Here is a 20383-nt window from a genome sequence, read left to right on the forward strand (position 1 = left end):
CGAAAATGTACCTTCCACTTCATATTAGGTGTTTAAAGCAATTTAATTACGATCGTATCGTTTTAGCACATAAAAAAATGGCCAAACTTACGCTCGGCCATCATGCTTATGAAAATTATCTCCCTGGGAGAGAGATTGCACAAAGTTATTTTTCTTTTGTGGAATCTTTCGTGTTAAAACATACATTTTCCGTGTCAAAAATGATTAATATCCACTATTTGTACCTAAATGATAATGCAGTCTTTCCAGTATGTGTCTTTATAAAACGGCGGAAGTTGCTCTCGTCGGAAAAGCCCATCTCAAAGGCAATTTGAGAAATTGACAAATTGCTATGTTGGAAATAGTTTATCGCTTTTTTAACAAGTGTTTCTGAAATGATCTGTTTCGCAGTCTGTCCAAAAATTTGTTGACAGGCTGTAGATAGCTTTCTAGGGGTGACATTCAGTAAGTCTGCATAGTACGAAACCTTGGTTTGTTCTTTACAGTATTTATTTACAAGAACCAAAAAAGCATTTCCTAAACTCCTATCTGAATAGCCGCCTGCTGTTGTCTCGTAACTTTGTTCAGGTAAACTAAATAGTCCTTCCAGTAATATAGATTCGATATGTTTACGCAATAGCGCATGATAGAGAATCTTGCTCTTTCTCGCAAAAGCCGGGACACGATTTTTCAAAATATCTTTTGCTTCTTCTTCCGAGCTAATACTGTCTGTAATCTGCACTTGTTTTTCGTAATCAAAAAATAGTCGTGAATAGAGAATTTCAGAATCTTTATCTGAACGATCGAAAAAACTTGCTGAAAATGTAACACCATATCCTTTAGTTTCCATACGAGTTAGTGGAGCAATCAGATTTCCGGGGCTGATAAATACAAGCTTATTGGCTGGAATATGGTAATGTATTTGACCAATAGAAAGAGCTAGAGGGCCTAACGTCCGGATTACCAAGAAGAGATCTTTTATTTCTCCTAGGGAAGCATTCGTTTGACTGAACAGCGCTGTTAAGGTAAAAATGTTTATCTTTTCCAGGTTTTTTTTCATGAATTCCTACGCCTCTTTTCATTCTTAATAATCGAAGCTATAGCCTCAAGTTCATATACGATGTCTATTTGGAGACGGATCTTTATAGATATAAAATTGTGCTAAAACTACAATACCGCAGGAATTGTTTTCATATCAAAATTCGTTGTTTTCGTGTCAGTTTTATCTTATCCACGTGCACTACAATACGTTTCTTTATAACTAATAAATGTAAGGCTGAAAGTATGCCAAAAAAAGTAACTCCTATAATTTAACGTGTTAATACTTGTTGATAAATAGTGTTTGTTTTTTGGAAAAGTCGGTTAAGGCAGGTGGTAAATTTGCTTTACGTTAAAATCGACTAAAGCTTATAGCTAGTGAAATGTAGTTTTAAAAACTATCGTTTAACTGTTTTCGCTCGTTTCTATACTTTAAGTCTCAAAAACCAGAAAAAGAGAAGCTGCTTTCCTTGCTTCTCAAAAGTGTTATATAGTTGTATATATACTTTACGAAATTCTTAAAGGAATAGAGAAAAGCTGCTATCTTGTGTCCAACTCAATGTTTTATAATAATCATGTACCCAACTGTTTGCCGAAGTGGGCACATAGCATGATAAACCAGAGAATGTACGTATCGGCGTTCCTAAAAAATTATCGGTATGTGCAGTATAAACCACCAATTTATTAAAGCTTTCCTTTAACGCTATTTGTTCTCCATATTGTTGCTGGATGAAGTCAAGAAAATCAAACCCTGCTGAAAGTGAGGACGGGTCAAAATCAAGACGTTGTAACGCCTCCCTGTCTATTGTTAAGATAGGATTACTTGTAATCAACGTATTCGTTTGAGAAACAAAGTCTGTCCAGTAGCTATTATTCATGACACTGATTGAGGCGGATTGGTAGTCTCCACTTTGTGCTGCATAATATTGATAGTATTTTTCGGCAGTGTTTTTTAATCCAGTTTCTAGATCTGTATTTGCAAGATCATTTAAAATCAGCTGGTAGGGCATGCTTGTCGCCAATACTTCCGTCGGTGAAGCTATGCTATACTGCGCCTTGTTGCGGAGAGGATATAACACTTCCACGCTTGCCATGGAGCAAGCATCGAACATTAGAAAATCCAAACCCGAAGGAATAATATCGATGAGGTCTCTCAAATCTGTTTTCTCACCGCTATCGTCATTGAAAGACATCAGTTTGATCGTCGTTTCCGGTAACCAGTTTGTAGCATGCGACCATAGAATTAATCCTTTAGATTGATTACCAGCATAAGTTTGCATATCGTTTAAGACTTCTTGCATCACCTCGGGGTCGGCAGAATTGTGCTCATTATATGTTTTTAGTACGGTGCTTGCGATACCTGTGGTATGATCCTCTTTAATTTGGTATATTTTAGGAGTTGTTCCTGCTAATCGCGCGTATACGATAATATCAGCATCAACTCCTTGTAATTCTTGCATTCCTTCTTCCAATTTGTTGATGTTATCGTATGCATCGGACACCAGATTATTGTTGGCACCCATATAAATTAAAACGGCTCGTTTCGCTTTAATTAAAGGGTTTTCATCGTCTTTTTTGCATCCTGAGAGCAAAAGCATGCAGGTTAATAAGAAAAATGTCTGTTTTTTGTCAAAAAAATGCATCTGAATACCTTGATTTCTGAATTTTATCCATGCAAATATAAGAATAGTAAAATAAAATTGAATTCAAACTTTTGTGGCAGAGCGTGTTTCTGCGGTTTAACTGAAAAAGCTGTTTTTTTGCTTAAAATTTGGTTCGATTTCCAATAGGTTATTCTTAATTTTGTGTTAATATTAACTTAACACAGCAAAATTAGTTTTGCAGTATAGAATTATTAACATATATCCATAACACAGAGAAATGAGCGAACGCAAAGGTTTCGGGGTGAAGAAAGCTGTATTTTTGAGCACAATCCTACTGATTGTTTATTCGGGGTGTAAACAAAACAATTTTCTGAAAGAACAAGAAGAGGCAGTTTATTTTACACCGACTATTACTGGACAGATCACAACAAAAGCTACAGGTACATCTTGGGATGCAGGCGATCAAATTGGTGTATACATGTTGCAAAGCGGAAAACAATTAAGTTCGTCTAACATTGTCAACAACGTCGCAAATACCACATTTACCATCAATGGATCCGTTTTTCAGAGCAGTAGTCCTGTTTACCTACAAGAGGAAGCTGTCGATTTTTTAGCTTACTATCCTTATCAGGAAAATACCAATTTCACTTACGCAGTGAATTTAAGCGATCAAGATGATCAGGCCGCTTTAGATTTAATGTATGCTGCGAATGCGAAAAATATCACGAAAAGCACATCCGCTGTACCACTGGTTTTTGAAAGACAACTTTCTCGGTTAGCGATCAGTCTAACGCTGAGTAACTCAGAGGCTCTTCAAGTTAGCGGTTTAACGCCGGTACTTTCCAGCGCGCATACGCAAGCCGAATTTGATCTGGCAGCAGGAACCTTGTCAAACTCTACAAGTGAAGAGACCAATATCAAAGGTAAATTGACCGCATTGACAAATGCCCAAGCTCTTGTGGAGTTTACCTTACTGCCGGGAGAGGAATTGACCGGGAAAACTATTCAGTTTCAAAGCAGCACAGGTGAATCTTATAGCTGGACGATTCCTACCTTCTCCGCTTTGGAAAAAGGCAATCGTTATACGCTTGATATCAAAATTGATAACGGTACTGCGACAGGAGGTCCGTCAACTACACAGCCGTATTTGGAAATCCCGAAAATGGAAAATCTGTCGAGTGATATGCAATTTGTTTTCAAATATCTTCCAGGGAGCGATACTAAAAGGAACTATGCTATGCTCTACGATAATGCATTAAAAATGGCCTACTGGGTAGCCTATCCTTTACATAGCGATTATATCGGTTCTTCTGGCCGTACAGACGAATGGCAGTATGATCCAGATATCAGCAGCGCCTATCAGCCAGCTTTGTTCTCGGGTTTTCCTGCCTCAGGTTACGATCGTGGGCATCAAATACCAAGTGCAGACCGTACTTCCAGCAAGGCGGCAAACTATACCACATTTTATTTCTCCAATATGACTGCGCAGAACTCGCAGTTGAATCAGGGAATATGGGCAAGTTTGGAAAGCAAGATCCGTACTTGGACAGCGCAGTGTGACACGATGTACGTAGTGACTGGTGCTATGCCAACTTCGGCGACAAGCACTACCGTTTCTTACACGAAAGATAATAACAGCAACGATGTCGCATTGCCAAAATACTATTTCAAAGCCCTAGCTATGAAAAAAGGGACGGATTACTATACCATAGCTTATAAGATGGATAATGCAAATCCAGGAAGTGGAGCGAGCTATACAAGTTATCAGTTAACAGTATCCGAATTAGAAAGTGCGACGGGCTTTACGTTTTTTCCCGATTTGACGGCAACGCAAAAAGGACAAATCAATACAACGATCTGGAAATAAAAAAAGAAATCAATATACATTGTTCAAATCATCATCTAATTAGAAATTATGAAAGTTAACAAACTTTTATTGGCAACAGCGGTATCGGCTATCGCGTTAGCATCTTCTTGTCAGAAGGCCCCTCTTCCAGAGAGCGAAATGACATCAGCGGTTACGTTTTCGTCGAAAATTGCAAACCAAGTGACGACTAAAGCATCCAACAATGCTTGGGAAAGTAACGATGCGATCGGTGTTTTCATGAAGACAGGTACAGGTCTTTCCAATGTATTGGCTAGTAACAAACAGTATGTTACACCAAACACGAGTGGAAATTTCACAGCAGCTTCTACCTCCGAAGAGATTCTCTACCCTACAGATGGATCGACTGTAGACTTCATTGCATACTATCCATATCAGGCAACAGTAAGCAACAACAGTCTATCTGTTAACCTTGCTGATCAGTCGACTCAAAATAAGATTGATTTGTTGTACTCTGCAAACGCGACAGGCTTGAGCAAGAGCAATACAAATGCACAATTAGAATTCAGCCATGTGTTGAGTAAAGTTGAGCTAACAGTTGCGGCAGGTTCGGGCGTTTCTAGTTTAAGCGGACTAGCGGTACAGTTTGATGGATTGAACACGACTGCAGATTTTGCATTGGCAAGTGGTTCTCTATCGAATGTAGCAAACAAAACAGCTTTCAATGCGAAAATGACTGCAGGCACGAGTACAACAGTAGCAGAAGCTATCGTGTTGCCTGCTACCGCAATCAGCGGAGCAAAAGTTGTATTCCAATTGAGTGGCGCTACTTATACGTGGGAAATGCCTTCGACAGCAACTTTCGAAGCGGGTAAAAAATACCAGTATTCGATTCAGTTGAGTAACGATGCTTCCGGGCAAACAGCGGCGGTTGTTTCTTCGACAATTGTCAACTGGACAGATGTGCCTTCCGGTTCGTATACTATTATCAAAGACGAGGATGGCGGTACAACAGAGCCTACTGATCCTACAGGCGAAACGGTAACGATTTATGAAGAAGACTTCGGAACACTTACATTTTCTAGTAATCCTAAAATAGCTGCGTATACAGGTTGGTCTAATAGTTCGGTAACATATACTGATCAGTTCGGTGCAGCTGATATTCGTAAAACTTCTACAAGTACAAATCATGTTTGGTTGCCTGCGAATAAGGATGCAGAATTGTCTATTGCGGGTATTAACACAGCAGGAGCTAGTCAATTAAGCTTGAAATTTCAAATTGCAGCCAATGTATTTAATACGGGAACAACATTCGATGTAAGTAATTTGAAAATTGTATTGAATGGACAGGAGTTTACTCCTACATCAAAGGTTTTATCAAGAGATAATAATGATGCAAACATCTTTTATGAGATTGAATTAGACCTTTCAGCAGCGACCTCTGTTCCTGCATCGTCAACTCTTGTATTTTCTACAACAACAGCAACAAATACAGTAGGTGTCCGTCTAGATGACATCGTTCTTTCCGGTACAAAATAAAATTTAATTCATACAAGGAGTGTCTCGAAGGCATATTACTTTTCAGGCACTCCTTGTTCTTTTTCGTAATCAAACACGTCAATGTATAAAAAATACATACTCTATTTATTCTTTTTACTCGCCGCAGTGCCAGTTCTGGCTCAAACGGTTGCCGTAAATGGAACTGTACGAATTCAAGGGACGCGAGACCCCTATGCACAAGCGAAGGTCTACTTCGAGCGCAGTCATATTACCGTATTCACGGATGAGCGTGGGAATTTTTCTACAGCGGAAATAACAAGCGGTGAAGAAACCGTCAGTATATCCGGAGAAAATATCCAATTAAAGCGACTCGCTATTTTTGTACCGGCGTCCGGCGTTCTGGCATTGGGCGAAATCGCGGTACAACCCAATATCGATATTGAAAATCCACAACCGCTGATGATGGCGGCCGACGATATGTTGGACGACGATAACGAATCAGCAGGTCAAAATATATCTGCCAAGGTGATCCTTTCTAATGATGTCTATCTAAATAAGGTCGCTTTTCAATTATCCCCTTTCCGCTTCCGTGTACGCGGGTATCAGAACATCTACGAGCAGAAATACATCAATGGTGTACATTTCAATGACCAGCTACGTGGGGTATTCAATTTTGCTTCCATTGGAGCGATCAACGATCTCACAAGAAATGGTGACGATGATAATTACATGACAGCTTCTACCTTTGCGTTTGGTTCTATCGGTGGTACCGAAAATATCAACATGCGGGCAAGTACATATGCCAAAGGTTTCAAAGCTACCGGGACTTATACCAATAGAAATTATTACAGTAGGGGTATGTTAAGCTACTCCACGGGTTTACAGGACAACGGTTGGGCTTTTACTGCCTTGATCGGAGGAAGATATGCTGATAAAGGAAATGTTGAAGGAACCTTCTACGAAAACTTTTCATATGCTTTTTCCGTCGAAAAACAATTTAAGCAAGGCCAACACAGCTTATCGTTCGTTACTTTCGGTTCACCGGTGCGCCGTGGCCAACAGTCCGCTTCTTTCCAAGAAGTGTATGACCTATTGGATAATAACCTGTATAACCCCAACTGGGGATACCAAAATGGCGAAGTGCGTAATTCACGGGTGGTGACCGCTTATGACCCTACCGCAATTTTATCGCATATCTGGAAGATAGACGCGAATACACGCTTGACTACAGGTGTCTCCCTGCATTATGGAAAGTATGCGAACACCGCATTGAACTGGTACGATGGACCTGACCCACGTCCAGATTATTACCGCTATCTGCCGTCTTATCAAACGGAACAAACCACCAAAGATTACTACACAAACCTTTGGACCTCAAATAAAACATCGTTCACCCAGATCAATTGGGATAACATGTATCTAGCCAATAAATTGGAAGAGAAATTGAACGATGGTGCGGCCATCTATATGTTGGAAAAAAGACATAGCGATCTGCTGGAAAGTGGTTTCAACAGTACATTGAACAAAACAATCAATGAACACGCTAAGCTGACAGCTGGTATAGCGGCAAAGGGAACGCAATCACAGCAATACAAAACCGTAGACGATCTTCTTGGAGCATCTTATGTATTGGATATTGATAAATTTTCAGAAAGAGATTTTGCAGGTAACAATCAAGTCAGCCAAAACGATCTTTTAAATCCCAATGCAAAAGCCTATAAAGGCGATATTTTCGGTTACCGTTTTAATATCAACATCCGTTCGGCCAATGCCTGGATTCAAAACGAATACAGTTACGATAAGGTGGATTTCTATTACGGGACGCAGTTATCCTATACCCAGTTTGATCGTGTAGGCTACATGAAAAACGGGCGTAACCCGAATAATTCATATGGGAAAGGACAAAGTCATGAATTTTTAGATTACGGAGTCAAAGGTGGGTTAACCTATAAGATCAATGGTCGACACATGTTCACCGGAAATATCAATTACATGACGAAAGCACCTTTGGTGAACGACGCTTATATCTCTCCTCGTATCAACGACCGCACGACGGACGATCTAGAAAGTAGCAAAATCTTTTCTACCGATCTTAGCTACATCTTTTCTATGCCACGTCTTAATGGTCGCTTGTCGGTCTTTCAGACTAATTTCAACGATTTAATTGATCGTTTTAGTTACTACCACGACTCACAGCGTACATTCGTGAATCATGCATTGCGCGATATCAGTCAAGTAAATCGCGGTGTAGAGTTAGGTTTATCCTATAAAATAGACAATAACTGGACACTGGATTTGGCTGCAACAAAAGCAGAATACTATTACAAAAATAATCCGATGGGGATTCTAAATTCGGAAAATGGGCAAATCAATAACGAGATGGAGACCGTTTACCTCAAGAATTCTTATGTAGGAGGGATGCCTCAAACTGTAGGAACGTTTGGCGTTCGTTATTTTTACGATTACTGGTTCTTAGGAGCAAACATCAATTACTCAGGTGATTATTATATTGATCAAGCGCCGTTGCGTCGTTTGGCTTCTAATTACATCACGGTGAATCCAGCTGATATCGAATTGTTCGACGCCTACAAATCGTTGACTACACAAGAGAAATACGATAATTACTACACCGTGGATCTGTCGATCGGAAAGATTATTTATTTGAAAAATCGAAACTCTATCAATGTGAATATTGCAGTCAACAACCTGTTGAACGACACAAATATCCGTACAGGGGGGTACGAACAAGGGCGTCTGGATCTTTCCTATCCAAACAAGTTCCTTTCCAAATATTACTACATGCAGGGCACAAACTGCTTTATTAATGTGAATTATAAATTTAAATAGGTAGAAAATGAAAAATATATATAAAACATTACCGTTCCGAATTTTTGTTGCGGTATGCTGTATCGGGTTGATTTTATTTCAGGCATCTTGCGAGCGTGTTTATGAGGCTCCGCCTCTTGCAGAGCCTGTTTATGAGGGCGCTTCTGCTAATAAAACGATAGCGGCACTCAAGGCCGAATATGCTTCTATTTCTACGGCAACAGCGATTACCGAAGATTATATCATTCGTGCCGTCGTTTCTGGAAACGATATCTCTGGAAACATCTACAAACAGTTGTATATCCAAGACGAGACAGCAGCAATTAATATTGGTGTCGATCAAAATAGTATGTATACAACATACCGAGCTGGTCAAGAAATCTACATCAACTTAAAAGGACTCTCTATGGTGATGTATGGTGGAGAATTGCAGATTGGCTATGCCGGAACCAATGCAAACCGTATCGCTTGGGAAATCTTCAACGAGCACGTGTCTCTTAATGGATGGCCGAAAGAGGCATCACTTGAGCCGTTAGAAATTGATTTGGCAAATTTGGATGCATCGATGGTGAATAAATTAGTTGTCATAAACGATGTCCGTTTTGTGAACGAAGGCAAAAACAATTTCACATCGAACGACGCAACCACAAATGAATCTGTGAAGGATTTGAGTGGTAATACATTAGATGTACGTTCAAGTTCGTATTCAAGCTTTGCGAATAACATCTTGCCAACAGGAAAAGGAACCTTAGTAGGTTTGCTTGGCCGTTACAACGGTTCTTGGCAGTTGTTCTTGCGTGATGAAAATGATGTGAAAAATTTCGATGGATCAGCAGCCGATGACACGACAACACCAACTGATCCGGATAATGAAATTATTTTTCAGGAAACTTTTGGTGACGGTACCTACGCTTCTGGCAATCGTCCAAAAATTGCCGAGTTTACAGATTTTGATATGAAATCGCCAGTTACTTATACCGAAGAAAGTGGCTCTGCAGATATCCGTACAGGATCAGGTATCAACGCATCGCTTTGGTTCCCGGCGTCGAAGGATATTACCTTAAAAATTGCAGGTATCGCTACCAATAATGCAACTGGATTGACATTGAGCTTCCAATTGATGTCAAGTGTATATGAAATTGGTGCGTCCGCCAATCTCAACGCTATGAAGGTCAAAATGAATGGAGTATCCTATACTATACCGAGTACCTTAGTTACTATTGGGACGGCAGCGGATAGAAACCAATATTATACCATTACGATTTCTGATATTGCTACGGCAGCTACATCCACTTTAGAGTTCTCTATTGCGGGTGCGGACAACGTTTACGGTATGCGTATGGATAACATCATTATCAAGAAAGCTTCAGATGGTTCTTCAAGCGGTTCATCTGATGCTATTGTAGTCACAAAAGATTAAGCATATGAAGTTGAAATTTATGTTATGGGTCTTATTCTTTTCCTTTTTGTCAAGTACATTACAGGCGCAAGAAGGCAAGAGAATTTATCCCATAGCTTTTTATAACCTGGAGAACCTCTTCGATACCGAGGATGATCCAGCGATAAACGATGAAGAGTTTACGCCTAATGGAGCCAATGCATGGACCTTAGGAAAATACGAACAAAAGGTAGGACAGATGGCGCGCGCAATTCGCGCTATCGGTTCCCCGACATCATCCTCTGGTCCCGCTGTACTAGGAGTTTGCGAGTTAGAAAATAGAAAAGTATTGGAGGATCTTGTCGCGAACCCGCAGTTGCGTGCCCTCGACTTGGGTATTGTACACTATGATTCACCTGATCGTCGTGGTGTAGATGTTGCTCTTCTTTATAAAAAAGAATTGTTTAAGCCCTTTAACGAGCGTGCTTACCGCTATGTGCATCCTACAGATACCAGCTTTCGTACAAGGGATCAACTGTTGGTTTCTGGAACGTTGGCTGGAGATACACTGCACATCATTGTGAACCACTGGCCATCGCGCTACGGCGCAAAATCGTCTACGCTGCGCGAACATGCTGCTTCAATCACCAAAGGAATCTGTGATTCTTTGTATGCGGAGCAGCCGCAAGCGAAAATTATTATCATGGGCGATTTAAACGATGATCCTACGAACAATAGTGTGAAAGAGGTCTTGCAGGCAAAAAAAAATATAGCTGAGGTACCTGAGCAGGGACTATTTAATACGATGTGGAAATTTTACGATAAGGGAATAGGGTCTCTTTCTTATCAAGGACAGTGGAATCTCTTTGATCAGATTATCATTTCGAAACCGCTACTCGACAATCCAAACCAAGGACTTCGTTACCTGCGTTCCGAAGTTTTTAACCGTGATTTTTTAATTCAGCAAGAAGGACGTAACAAAGGATACCCGTTGCGAACGTTCCTTTCTGGTGTTTTTATCAATGGTTTCTCTGACCATTTTCCAACTTTGATTTATTTGGTGAAGTAGAATATTCTTTGCTGTTTATAGAAAAGGGGCTGTCCAAAAAGGTTGGGTAGCCCCTTTTCTATGTAATTTTATGCGGAAGATCGTTGTGCTATGTGAAACATTTGCTTACACAAATTTTAATGCTAAAATTATTAGTTTTTATTATGTTGTTTTATTATATTTGTTGCTTAACCATTTATAATAAGCCATGCTAACAACACCTATTTACATTGATCCTGTCACGGATTATGGGTTCAAATTGATTTTTGGATCGGAGACAAACAAAGATTTATTAATAGCCCTATTAAACGGGTTCTTTCGCGGTAGAAAGAATATCGTTGATCTGGTTTATGTGCGGAATGAACATGTTGGGGATGGGGTCGAGATCGGTACAGTTATTTTTGATCTGATGTGCACCACTGCTGATGGCGCAAAATTCGTCATTGAGGTCCAGCGTACGGCTCAGGTGAACCTGAAACGTCGTATGTTGTATTACGGTAGCAAAATTATAGCCGATCAGGCACCAAAAGGGAATCGAAAGGCCTGGAATTACGAAGTGACAGAAGTATACGTCATTGTGCTGATGGATGGCTTTGTGTTACCAGATGCGGAGGAGTCACAGGCTGTTATGCACGATATCTGTCTGTGTAATAGGGAGACAGGTGAAGTTTTTTATGAAGATTTGGGATTTATTTACGTGCAGTTGCGTAACTTTACAAAAGCAGAACATGAATTGGAAAGCGATCTGGATCGTTGGCTTTATGTTTTACGTGATTTATCAAAGCTAGATAAGCTGCCAATTTTTTTGCGGAAGTCGATATTTGAAAAACTATTTGAGATAGCAGAGTATTGTAAATTAAACAAGGAGGAACGTACGATGTATGACGTAAGTTTAAAGCGGAAGTGGGATCAGGAGGCTGCGCGGCAATATCAGGAACAAGAGCAGAAGAAGCGACTCGAAGAAGGTTTCGAGCAAGGTCTAGAACAGGGACGTTTTGAAGAACGTGCTAAAGCTGAAGCAGAGAAAAAATCGGCTGCATTAAAGATGCTGGCCAGTGGATTTGCAGTTGAAGTAGTTGCCGATATGTTGGGACTATCAATTGAAGATATCGAGAAGTTAAAATAACAAGCTTAAGCATTTGCTAAATATAATAAAGAATAGCCATCTGTATATTTCAGGTGGCTATTTTTTATTATCCGAACAAGGATAAATTTTTCGGTTTTGGAGCTCGTTTTTGTTGTTATTTCTTTTTTCGAAATAGAAAGATCTTTTGCGAGGAGATGATCTCATCGTTGGTCACCCGTGTAGACTGTTCGCGAACCAGTACCCCATTTGATACATGTTTTTTTAATAGTTCATATAATCTTCCAGATTCAAGATGAAGGTCGTGTTCCTTGACAAAATCTGCAGACATCTGGGAGATAGATCTGTTGGTGTCGAAATATGCAGTATGGTGTATAATGTACGCTATATATTCACGCTCACGTTTGTTACCTGTGCTGATAGGTTTACGTATAAATGAGGTTTTTTCATCTTTAAAATATCTTCTATTATTTGTATATGACTCCTCTTTGAATGTATTGAAATTTTCCGACTTTGATTTATTTGTTGAAGTAGAGTATTCTTCGCTGTTTATAGAAAAGTGTCTGTTTAAAAAGGTTGATTGTCCTTTTTTTTACATGAAATGTTGTTTTTTTATGTTTTAAGGTGTGTTTAATGGTTTTTTATTAAAAAAAATATAGGTTAATAATTTTTTTTATTGTTATAGTTTGATTTTTTATTAAAAACAATATCTTTTTGTTTTAAATATTGCTATATTGTAGTGTTGATTTGAATTATGTGTGGAATATCGGTTGATATGTCTCTTCTTTTTAAAAAAAAAATAGTTGTTAGGTGTTTTTTTTGCTTGTGTAAAGGTTTAGTATATTATATTTCTATGGAAAAAATCAAACTATCTATTATAACAGTTGTTGTTATTTTTATTTTATGCTTTTTTGTTCCTCTCTATGCTCAGTATAATGCTGAACTCTCCAGTGGAGACCTCACCTCTTTCAAAAAAGAACTCCTTGTAGTTTCCCCAAGTATGGGTAGTTTTCCAGAGTATCTGAACAGCCGTGTTGTTGGTGTAGATGAATATACTGGTCGACTGTCTGCGTCCATTGCGCTCCACAGTGTTGATTTTCATGGTCTCCGGACGGATATTTCAGCAAATTATGTTTCCGGGGGAGGTATAAAGACTGATCAAACGCCTTCTTCAATAGGTCTAGGGTGGGAAATCAACGCGGGCGGATACATTGCGCTTCATTCGAAGGTCATAGCAAATTCAAGCCCTACAGGGAATCCTGTAGAGAGTGCCAGGCTTACCGATGAAATAGACTGGTCAAGTACCTCAAAGATGGAGTCGTACATAAGCGAGTTTACCCAAATGTACCAAGGAGTTGGGGTTTACGACGAATACTATTATAATTTTGCCGGCCTATCGGGAATATTTTACCAGAACGAAGAAGGAGGTTACGAATTTATCAGTGAACAGGGAGAAGCACTCAAGATAGAGGTTTCGTATATAAATAGCATGGCGGTCGCTGTCCCTGTAGAAAGTCAGGACGCCAGCCATCCTGTTGGAGCAGGGCTTTACGGTCAGGTATATAGCGCAAACATTGGCCTCTATCAGAGTCCTTACAGTCTAAAGATTACGGATAGTAAAGGTATTGCGTATACTTTTGGTGGCACGGCAGAATCTATTGAGTTTTCAAGGGAAGGTCAGCTCTTCAACAATTCTTCGGTTGGTAAGATTACAGCAACAAGATGGTACCTTACATCTATGCAATCCCCATTAGGCGAAAAGATAGATTTTGTTTATAGGAGAGGTAAGGCTTATATCGTCAATTCGAGCGTACTACACGATAATATATCGATCATCAGTACCGCTTCGGGCAGTACTTCGACCAGTATACCGACCTTGCCGCACGTTAAATCTACGCTGTATAACCCAGTCTACCTATCGCAAATCAAGGCTAGTACATATCAGATCGATTTTGATTATAGTACGGCCAGTAGCCAGATCTGGAGCCATATCACACCCAAAATGATAAATGGAGACTATGGTATTGAGGTTACAGGCTATTCAAGCTGGTATGCCGATAGGATACATAGTCCTGTCTACTATAATATATACCCCGATGTTGTTAAAGCTTCGGGATTATACAACCGTTATCCGGATAAACTGAATGCCATTACGGTTCGGGAAATAGGGAAAAGTGTCTATGTAAAGAAGATCGCTTTTAACTATTCGTCCAGTACGAGTGAACGTCTGAAGCTGAGGAACATATCAATCCAAGGTAAGAATGAATCGAATCCGATGATTTATTCCTTTGATTATAATGCAAGGAAGCTTGGCGGTTATATGCTTTTTAGCCACGATCTGTGGGGATATAATAATGGAAAGACATTTCTTGACCCAAGTCATGCGCTTTCAAATGCGACCTATTTCTGGACAAACATGAAGAACTCTACTTTTAGGAGTGCTTTCTTTGCGGGACTGGCGATTGATACAAGTTATGCGAAGGCTGATATTCTCACAAAGATCACCTATCCTACAAAGGGTTTTACCGTTATAGATTATGAAGGGAACCAATATGCTAAAGTAGCGGAAAGCTGGCCAATAAATTTAATCGATACTTTAAATTTGCTGGGTCCGGGTATTCGGGTGAAGGGCATTGCGGACTTTGATAAAGATGGTACTATGGTCAAAAGATCTAGTTATCGCTATACAGATCCTCAGGATAGCGCGCTTTCTTCGGGAATCCTAAGTTACGTTCCTCTATATTACGAAGATTACGTTAATCAACCGCTGACGAATTCCCACCGTGCGAACCAGTTCAACAATCAGAACAGAACGGTTTCTTATTACCAATATGCGAGCAATCCCATCAATCCCAAAAATTACAAACAGAAAGAGATCCTCACCTATTCCTGTGTTTCAGTGGTGTATGATGGCGGCGGAAAGACCGTTAAAAGGTTTAAAAATTATGACAACGGCTACCACAATAGACCTGCTCAGAATGCCGTTTATGATCATAAGGAAATGAGCTCCATCTGGAAAGCCGATGCTGTAAACCAATTGGATCTAGAACGCGGGCAGGTTCTGAAAGCAGAATATTATAATTCCGGTAATGACCTGTTGCGTGTCATTGACTATGTGTATTACGATGATCAGGCCCGGTTTGAAGATAACGGCAAAAACCAGCGGCTATTAAAAAATTATACCAATCCCATATTCGGAGCTGTTTACGGAATTTCCGCACGATATATCGCAACGCTTGGTTATAATTACTATCCATATCTTAAAGAAGTTATCACCAAAGATATTGTTGGAGACCGACAGGTCGTTGACAGTCTGCACTATGTCTATAACGGGAGCCGGCAGAAGATCGAACAAGTGTTCTATCGTTCGCAAGGAGATACCATAAGGCAATCAACAGTATATGTAGGTGATTTTCCAGTAGATGTACCCGGTATATATCTTACCGATGATGATCTGGTAAAGGTTGCTGCATTAAGGAATAAGCATATAGTTTCCCTTCCCTTGGAACGGAGCGAGTCAAAGGTTATGGGAAGCGGCGAGGAAAAGCTTTTTTCAGCAAAAAGATATGAATATAATTCTAATGGGACACTTAGGGAACAGGGTAAGATCAACAATGTCGGTTTGTTGGATTTTGTTCCGCTTCGTTATCTTCTGCTGGACTCAGGGGATCCGTTGGAAGAAGAGTCCGCGACAGAAAACTTTACATATTATACTGATGGACGTTATGAAAAGGAGTCGGAGATATTATCGTATGACACTTATGGAAATCCATTGGAAATCAAATCGGCACATGGAATATCCAGTTCTTATATCTGGGGATATGGAGGACGTTATTTGGTTGCTTTAGTTGAGGGTATATCCTATCCTGAGATTGTTGGGGCTGTGGCGCAGTGGAGACTGGATTTTCTTCATTCGTCCAATGTTTATGATCAGTTTATAACCGAAACTTCCAAATTATTACGAAGCAATTTTCCCGGAGCTAATATTATTTCTTATACATACGAACCTCTGGTCGGAGTTACAAGTGTTACGGATGGACGTGGGGTGTCAGCGTATTATAGTTACGATGCTAAGGGAAGGCTTTCCGTAGTGAAAGACGCTGATGGCTATATTCTAAAAACCTACTGTTATAATCATTCAGGTCAGCAAGTGGAATGCGGGGTTGATGAATCCGAACAGCCGATAGAGTTGAGTTCATTTTTTGCAGGCTATGCGGTGGGGCAGTCTGAGGCTTGTAATTATTCGGTTGGATCTGGTAGCGGAAGTGAGCTCCCCCCTTTAGGCGACGGAGAGGAATACGAAGACGATGGGCAGGAACCGCTTGAAGGAATAACGTTATATAACGAAACTGGATCGTTCCTGATTTCCGAGGAAGGTGATCAGCACTTTTATTCATCGCCCAGTGCCGATCAATATGTTCCCAATGGCTATTATACACTGTTTGAGGTTGTGGGAGGTAAATATGTTTGGTATGTGATTACGGGCGGACAGTTAATCTGGTCGGGAACTTGTGCAGACGAGGGTATGCCCTCTGTAGGTGCTGCGTCTATAGAAAATGGCGTTGTCCCATTATCTGAGTAATGAGTCTATCTATGAGTTTAACCCTTGTGCTTCATGAAGAAATTATCAATTGTTTTAGGAGTTTTTTTTGTTATGTTGGATTATTGTTGCGGGCAGGTTTCCGGCAATGATCAGAACTACGTTTTGGAAATTATTGCGCGCAGTCCCTATAATAGTCTCGCTACATTATTGAACGATAAGCCAGTAGATTCGGTTAATCGTACCATCCGTTATTTCGATGGTCTGGGGCGTCACTCGCAGACGGTACATTGGCAGGGCGGTGCCAACGATAAGAAAGATATCGTTCAGTATATAGAATATGACGGCTTCGGGAGGGAATCTATCAAATACCTTCCCTATGCCGAGCAGACAAGTAATGATGGCAGTTACAAGACTTCGGCGAAGACGAGTCAGTCGAATTATTACAAGAGTACGGGCTGGGACAGCCATGTGAAGAAAACGGATTATCCGTATATGGTAACTGTTGTCGAGAACAGTCCGCTGAACCGTGTGCTGGAGCAGGGAGCTCCGGGGGCAGCCTGGCAGCCTGCGGCAGTAAGAACTTCTGTAACGACTGCTTCGACTACGGGTCATACCCTGGTGTTGGACTATGGAACGAACGCAGCGAGCGATGTACGTCTATGGCAGATAACGGCCACGGGGGCAAGAGGTACAACATACTATGCTGCCGACAAGCTATACAAAGCAATATTTAAAGACGAGAACTGGGTAAATGTAAACGGTAAGGCCGGTACTGTAGATGAATATACAGATTTTGAGGGGAGGGTAGTGCTAAATAGAGTGTGGGAAAGCGATACCGCAGCCCTGAACACGTATTATGTATATGACGATTTCGGTGATCTGCGCTATGTGGTGCCACCAGGCTACACGGCAACAGCGCTGACAGATAGTGTACCCGACTTTAACGAGCTGATCTATGCTTACCGTTACGACGGCAGGCGTCGATTGGTAGAGAAGAAGATCCCCGGTAAAGGCTGGGAATATATCGTTTACAATAAGAATGATCAGCCCATACTGACACAGGATTCTGTGCAGCGTGTGAGCAGAAAATGGAGCTACACCAAATACGACGCTTTTGGTCGTGTGGTCTCTACGGGGATTTATACAAATAGCACCAGTGGACAGACTACGCGCAAACAGGTACAGTCGCTTGCTGATGCGGTGAGCGGCCAATGGGAGAGTCGTGTGGGAACGACTTCCTATACCAATGTGAGCTTTCCAACGACATCTGCCCAGATAGCGGAATATACGGCGAACTATTATGATGATTACGCCTTTAAGACCTCGACTGTACTGCCGGCCACATCAGGACTGGACAGTACGGCTATGGTCAAGGGGCTTCTGACGGGAACGAAGGTGAGCCAGGACGACGGTACCTCACCACTGCTTACAGTGCACTATTATGATAAGCGAGGAAGACTGATCCAGTCTATTGCTCAGAACCATTTGAGCGGTACGGAGAGGGTGACGAATACGTATAGTTTTGCCGGTGAGTTATTGACATCTAAGCGTGAGCATATCCCTGGCTCAGGTAGTACGACGACGATCCTGACCACGAATAGCTACGACCATGTGGGTCGGTTGAAGGATACCAAAAAGAAGATCAATAGCCAGACGGAGGTCCTGCAGAGCCGTTTGGCCTACAACGAGATCGGTCAGCTCAAGACGAAGGGTATCCATAGTGAGAACAGCGGAACGAGTTTCCTGACCACCGTAAGTTACGGCTATAACGAACGGGGCTGGGTGACGAATATCTCTGCTCCCCAGTTTACCGAACTGCTGAACTACAATGTAAATACAGCGGGAGCACAGCTTACCGCACCGCAATTTAACGGTAATATCGCCCAGCAGCTTTGGGGGCATGCGGCAACGACAAGCAGTACGTTCAATTACAGTTACGATAAGCTAAACCGCCTAAAGAACGGTACAAGCTCCGGCACGACGGTCATGATCGAGGCATTGACCTATGACGATATGGGCAACATCAAGACGCTTGCCCGTAATACGGGGAATACCACAACTACAACCTCGACTACCTACACGTATAACAATAATGGGAAGAGTAACCGTTTGGCAAGCTTATCGGGTAACACCAATACGTATACCTATGATGTGAATGGCAATGCGACGAAAGACCGCCTTGCGACTACCTTTGCCTACAATTACCTGAACCTGCCGAAGACGGCAAATAGAACGGGTACAAGTGTAGCGTATCTCTACGATGCTACGGGAGCAAAACTGCGTAAGACCGCGACGGTAGGTACAACGGTGACGCAACGTGATTATGTCTACGGAATCGAATACAGCAAGACGGGCACAGGAAGCAGTACCATTGATATGATCCTGACGGAGGAAGGTTACCTGCAGAACAGCGCTGGGACGTACAGTTACCACTACAATCTTGGTGACCACTTAGGTAATGTTCGCGCAGTTATCAAACGAGGGACAGCCTCGGCTACTACGGTGGACATCGTACAGCAGCAGGATTATTATCCATTTGGTAAGACAAGGGCTCTTGTAACGGGCGGTAATAATAAGTATCTTTATAACGGTAAGGAAGTTCAGACGGAACTTGGTGACCAACTGGATTACGGCGCGAGGTTCTACGATGCGGAGATCGGACGGTGGAACGTAATGGATCCGCTGGCGGAAGTATATTCTATGTATTCTCCGTATGCGTATGTTGGTAATGATCCAATTTCGTTCGCAGATCCTACAGGTATGTATCGTGTAGACGCCGCCGGGAATATAAATATTACCGATCCGGATGAGATTGCGAAAGCTCTTGGGTATATTTCGTCTGGAGGGTACTCTTTTGAAAACTTTTCCTCTTACATTAAAGATGAAGCCAATGGATTTCGATATGAATTGGATCATGTTGAAATTAATCCTGTATCACTTGCAAATGAAAGCTATACGGATGGTCAGAATATAGCTTCGAATAGATATTCTTCGACAAACGGCAACGTGAATGTCGGAGGTATGGCATACTCATTTAAGACCGTCTCTAACAGTGAGAGAGCTTTAAATGGCATACAGACGGGACTGGACCTTCTCGGTATGGTTCCTGTTTTCGGAGAATTTGCTGATGGTTTCAATGCTTTAGTGTATGCGGGACGTGGAGATTATCTAAATGCTTCATTAAGCGTTTCTGCTATGGTTCCTTTCGCCGGTTGGGTCTCGACACCTTTCAAATTAGGGGGAAAGGCCGCTAAGGCGGTACTTAATATAGAACAACGTTCTTTACAGCATATGTTTAGCCGTCACGCCAAAGATTTTGGAGTTACAGGAAATTGGAGCAAAGCGATGGCAGGTGAATTTGAAGGAGTGCTAAGAACTCATATGAAAGGATTAACACCAATTCAAGGAACATATAGGGGAACTCAACAAGCGTTACATTATTATAATCCAAGTACGGGTTTGAATGTGATGACTGATATGAGTGGAAATCTTCTAGGTGGATGGAAATTGAGTGCAGACCAAGTGAAATATTTATTATCAACAGGAGCAGTAAAATAG

11 protein-coding genes are annotated in these 20383 nt (G+C 41.2%); 8 read left to right on the forward strand and 3 right to left on the reverse strand.

Annotation, left to right across the window (positions count from 1 at the left end; translation table 11 throughout):
* Positions 1-214: 214 nt before the first annotated feature.
* Both ACSZOX_RS12840 and ACSZOX_RS12845 read right to left on the reverse strand, forming a co-directional pair.
* Positions 215-1039, reverse strand: a complete 825-nt coding sequence (locus ACSZOX_RS12840) for a helix-turn-helix domain-containing protein (protein ID WP_437920395.1) — start codon at positions 1037-1039, stop codon at positions 215-217.
* A gap of 496 nt (positions 1040-1535) precedes the next feature.
* On the reverse strand, positions 1536-2540 hold the full coding sequence (locus ACSZOX_RS12845) for a clostripain-related cysteine peptidase (protein WP_437920396.1): 1005 nt from the start codon (positions 2538-2540) through the stop codon (positions 1536-1538).
* A 358-nt stretch (positions 2541-2898) separates the two neighbouring features.
* Here ACSZOX_RS12845 and ACSZOX_RS12850 point away from each other — a divergent pair, with 358 nt between their 5' ends.
* From ACSZOX_RS12850 to ACSZOX_RS12875, 6 genes are all read left to right on the forward strand, one after another.
* A complete protein-coding gene (locus tag ACSZOX_RS12850; RefSeq protein ID WP_437920397.1) occupies positions 2899-4488 on the forward strand; it encodes a DNA/RNA non-specific endonuclease in 1590 nt (529 codons plus the stop codon).
* Positions 4489-4536: 48 nt separating this feature from the next.
* Positions 4537-5985: a fimbrillin family protein gene (locus ACSZOX_RS12855; RefSeq protein WP_437920398.1), complete on the forward strand. Its 1449-nt coding sequence runs from the start codon at positions 4537-4539 to the stop codon at positions 5983-5985.
* Positions 5986-6066: 81 nt separating this feature from the next.
* On the forward strand, positions 6067-8793 hold the full coding sequence (locus tag ACSZOX_RS12860) for a TonB-dependent receptor (RefSeq protein WP_437920400.1): 2727 nt from the start codon (positions 6067-6069) through the stop codon (positions 8791-8793).
* Between the two features lie 7 nt (positions 8794-8800).
* Positions 8801-10192, forward strand: a complete 1392-nt coding sequence (locus ACSZOX_RS12865; protein ID WP_437920401.1) for a DUF5689 domain-containing protein — start codon at positions 8801-8803, stop codon at positions 10190-10192.
* 4 nt (positions 10193-10196) lie between these two features.
* Positions 10197-11219: an endonuclease/exonuclease/phosphatase family protein gene (locus ACSZOX_RS12870; RefSeq protein ID WP_437920403.1), complete on the forward strand. Its 1023-nt coding sequence runs from the start codon at positions 10197-10199 to the stop codon at positions 11217-11219.
* A gap of 187 nt (positions 11220-11406) precedes the next feature.
* Positions 11407-12324: an Rpn family recombination-promoting nuclease/putative transposase gene (locus ACSZOX_RS12875; protein ID WP_437920404.1), complete on the forward strand. Its 918-nt coding sequence runs from the start codon at positions 11407-11409 to the stop codon at positions 12322-12324.
* 115 nt (positions 12325-12439) lie between these two features.
* Here ACSZOX_RS12875 and ACSZOX_RS12880 read toward each other — a convergent pair whose 3' ends face one another.
* Positions 12440-12613, reverse strand: coding sequence for a hypothetical protein (locus tag ACSZOX_RS12880; RefSeq protein ID WP_437920405.1), 174 nt, complete (start codon positions 12611-12613; stop codon positions 12440-12442).
* 522 nt (positions 12614-13135) lie between these two features.
* On the opposite strand from ACSZOX_RS12880, the gene ACSZOX_RS12885 reads away from it, so the two are divergent.
* Together ACSZOX_RS12885 and ACSZOX_RS12890 are read left to right on the forward strand one after the other, a co-directional pair.
* The gene (locus tag ACSZOX_RS12885; protein ID WP_437920407.1) at positions 13136-16864 is read left to right on the forward strand and encodes an RHS repeat domain-containing protein; all 3729 of its coding nucleotides are present in this window, start codon (positions 13136-13138) and stop codon (positions 16862-16864) included.
* Between the two features lie 33 nt (positions 16865-16897).
* Entirely contained in the window at positions 16898-20383 is a 3486-nt protein-coding gene (locus ACSZOX_RS12890; protein ID WP_437920408.1) for a DUF6443 domain-containing protein, read from the forward strand.

It is taken from the genome of Sphingobacterium sp. LRF_L2 (genome assembly GCF_965644235.1).
Lineage (GTDB): Bacteria > Bacteroidota > Bacteroidia > Sphingobacteriales > Sphingobacteriaceae > Sphingobacterium.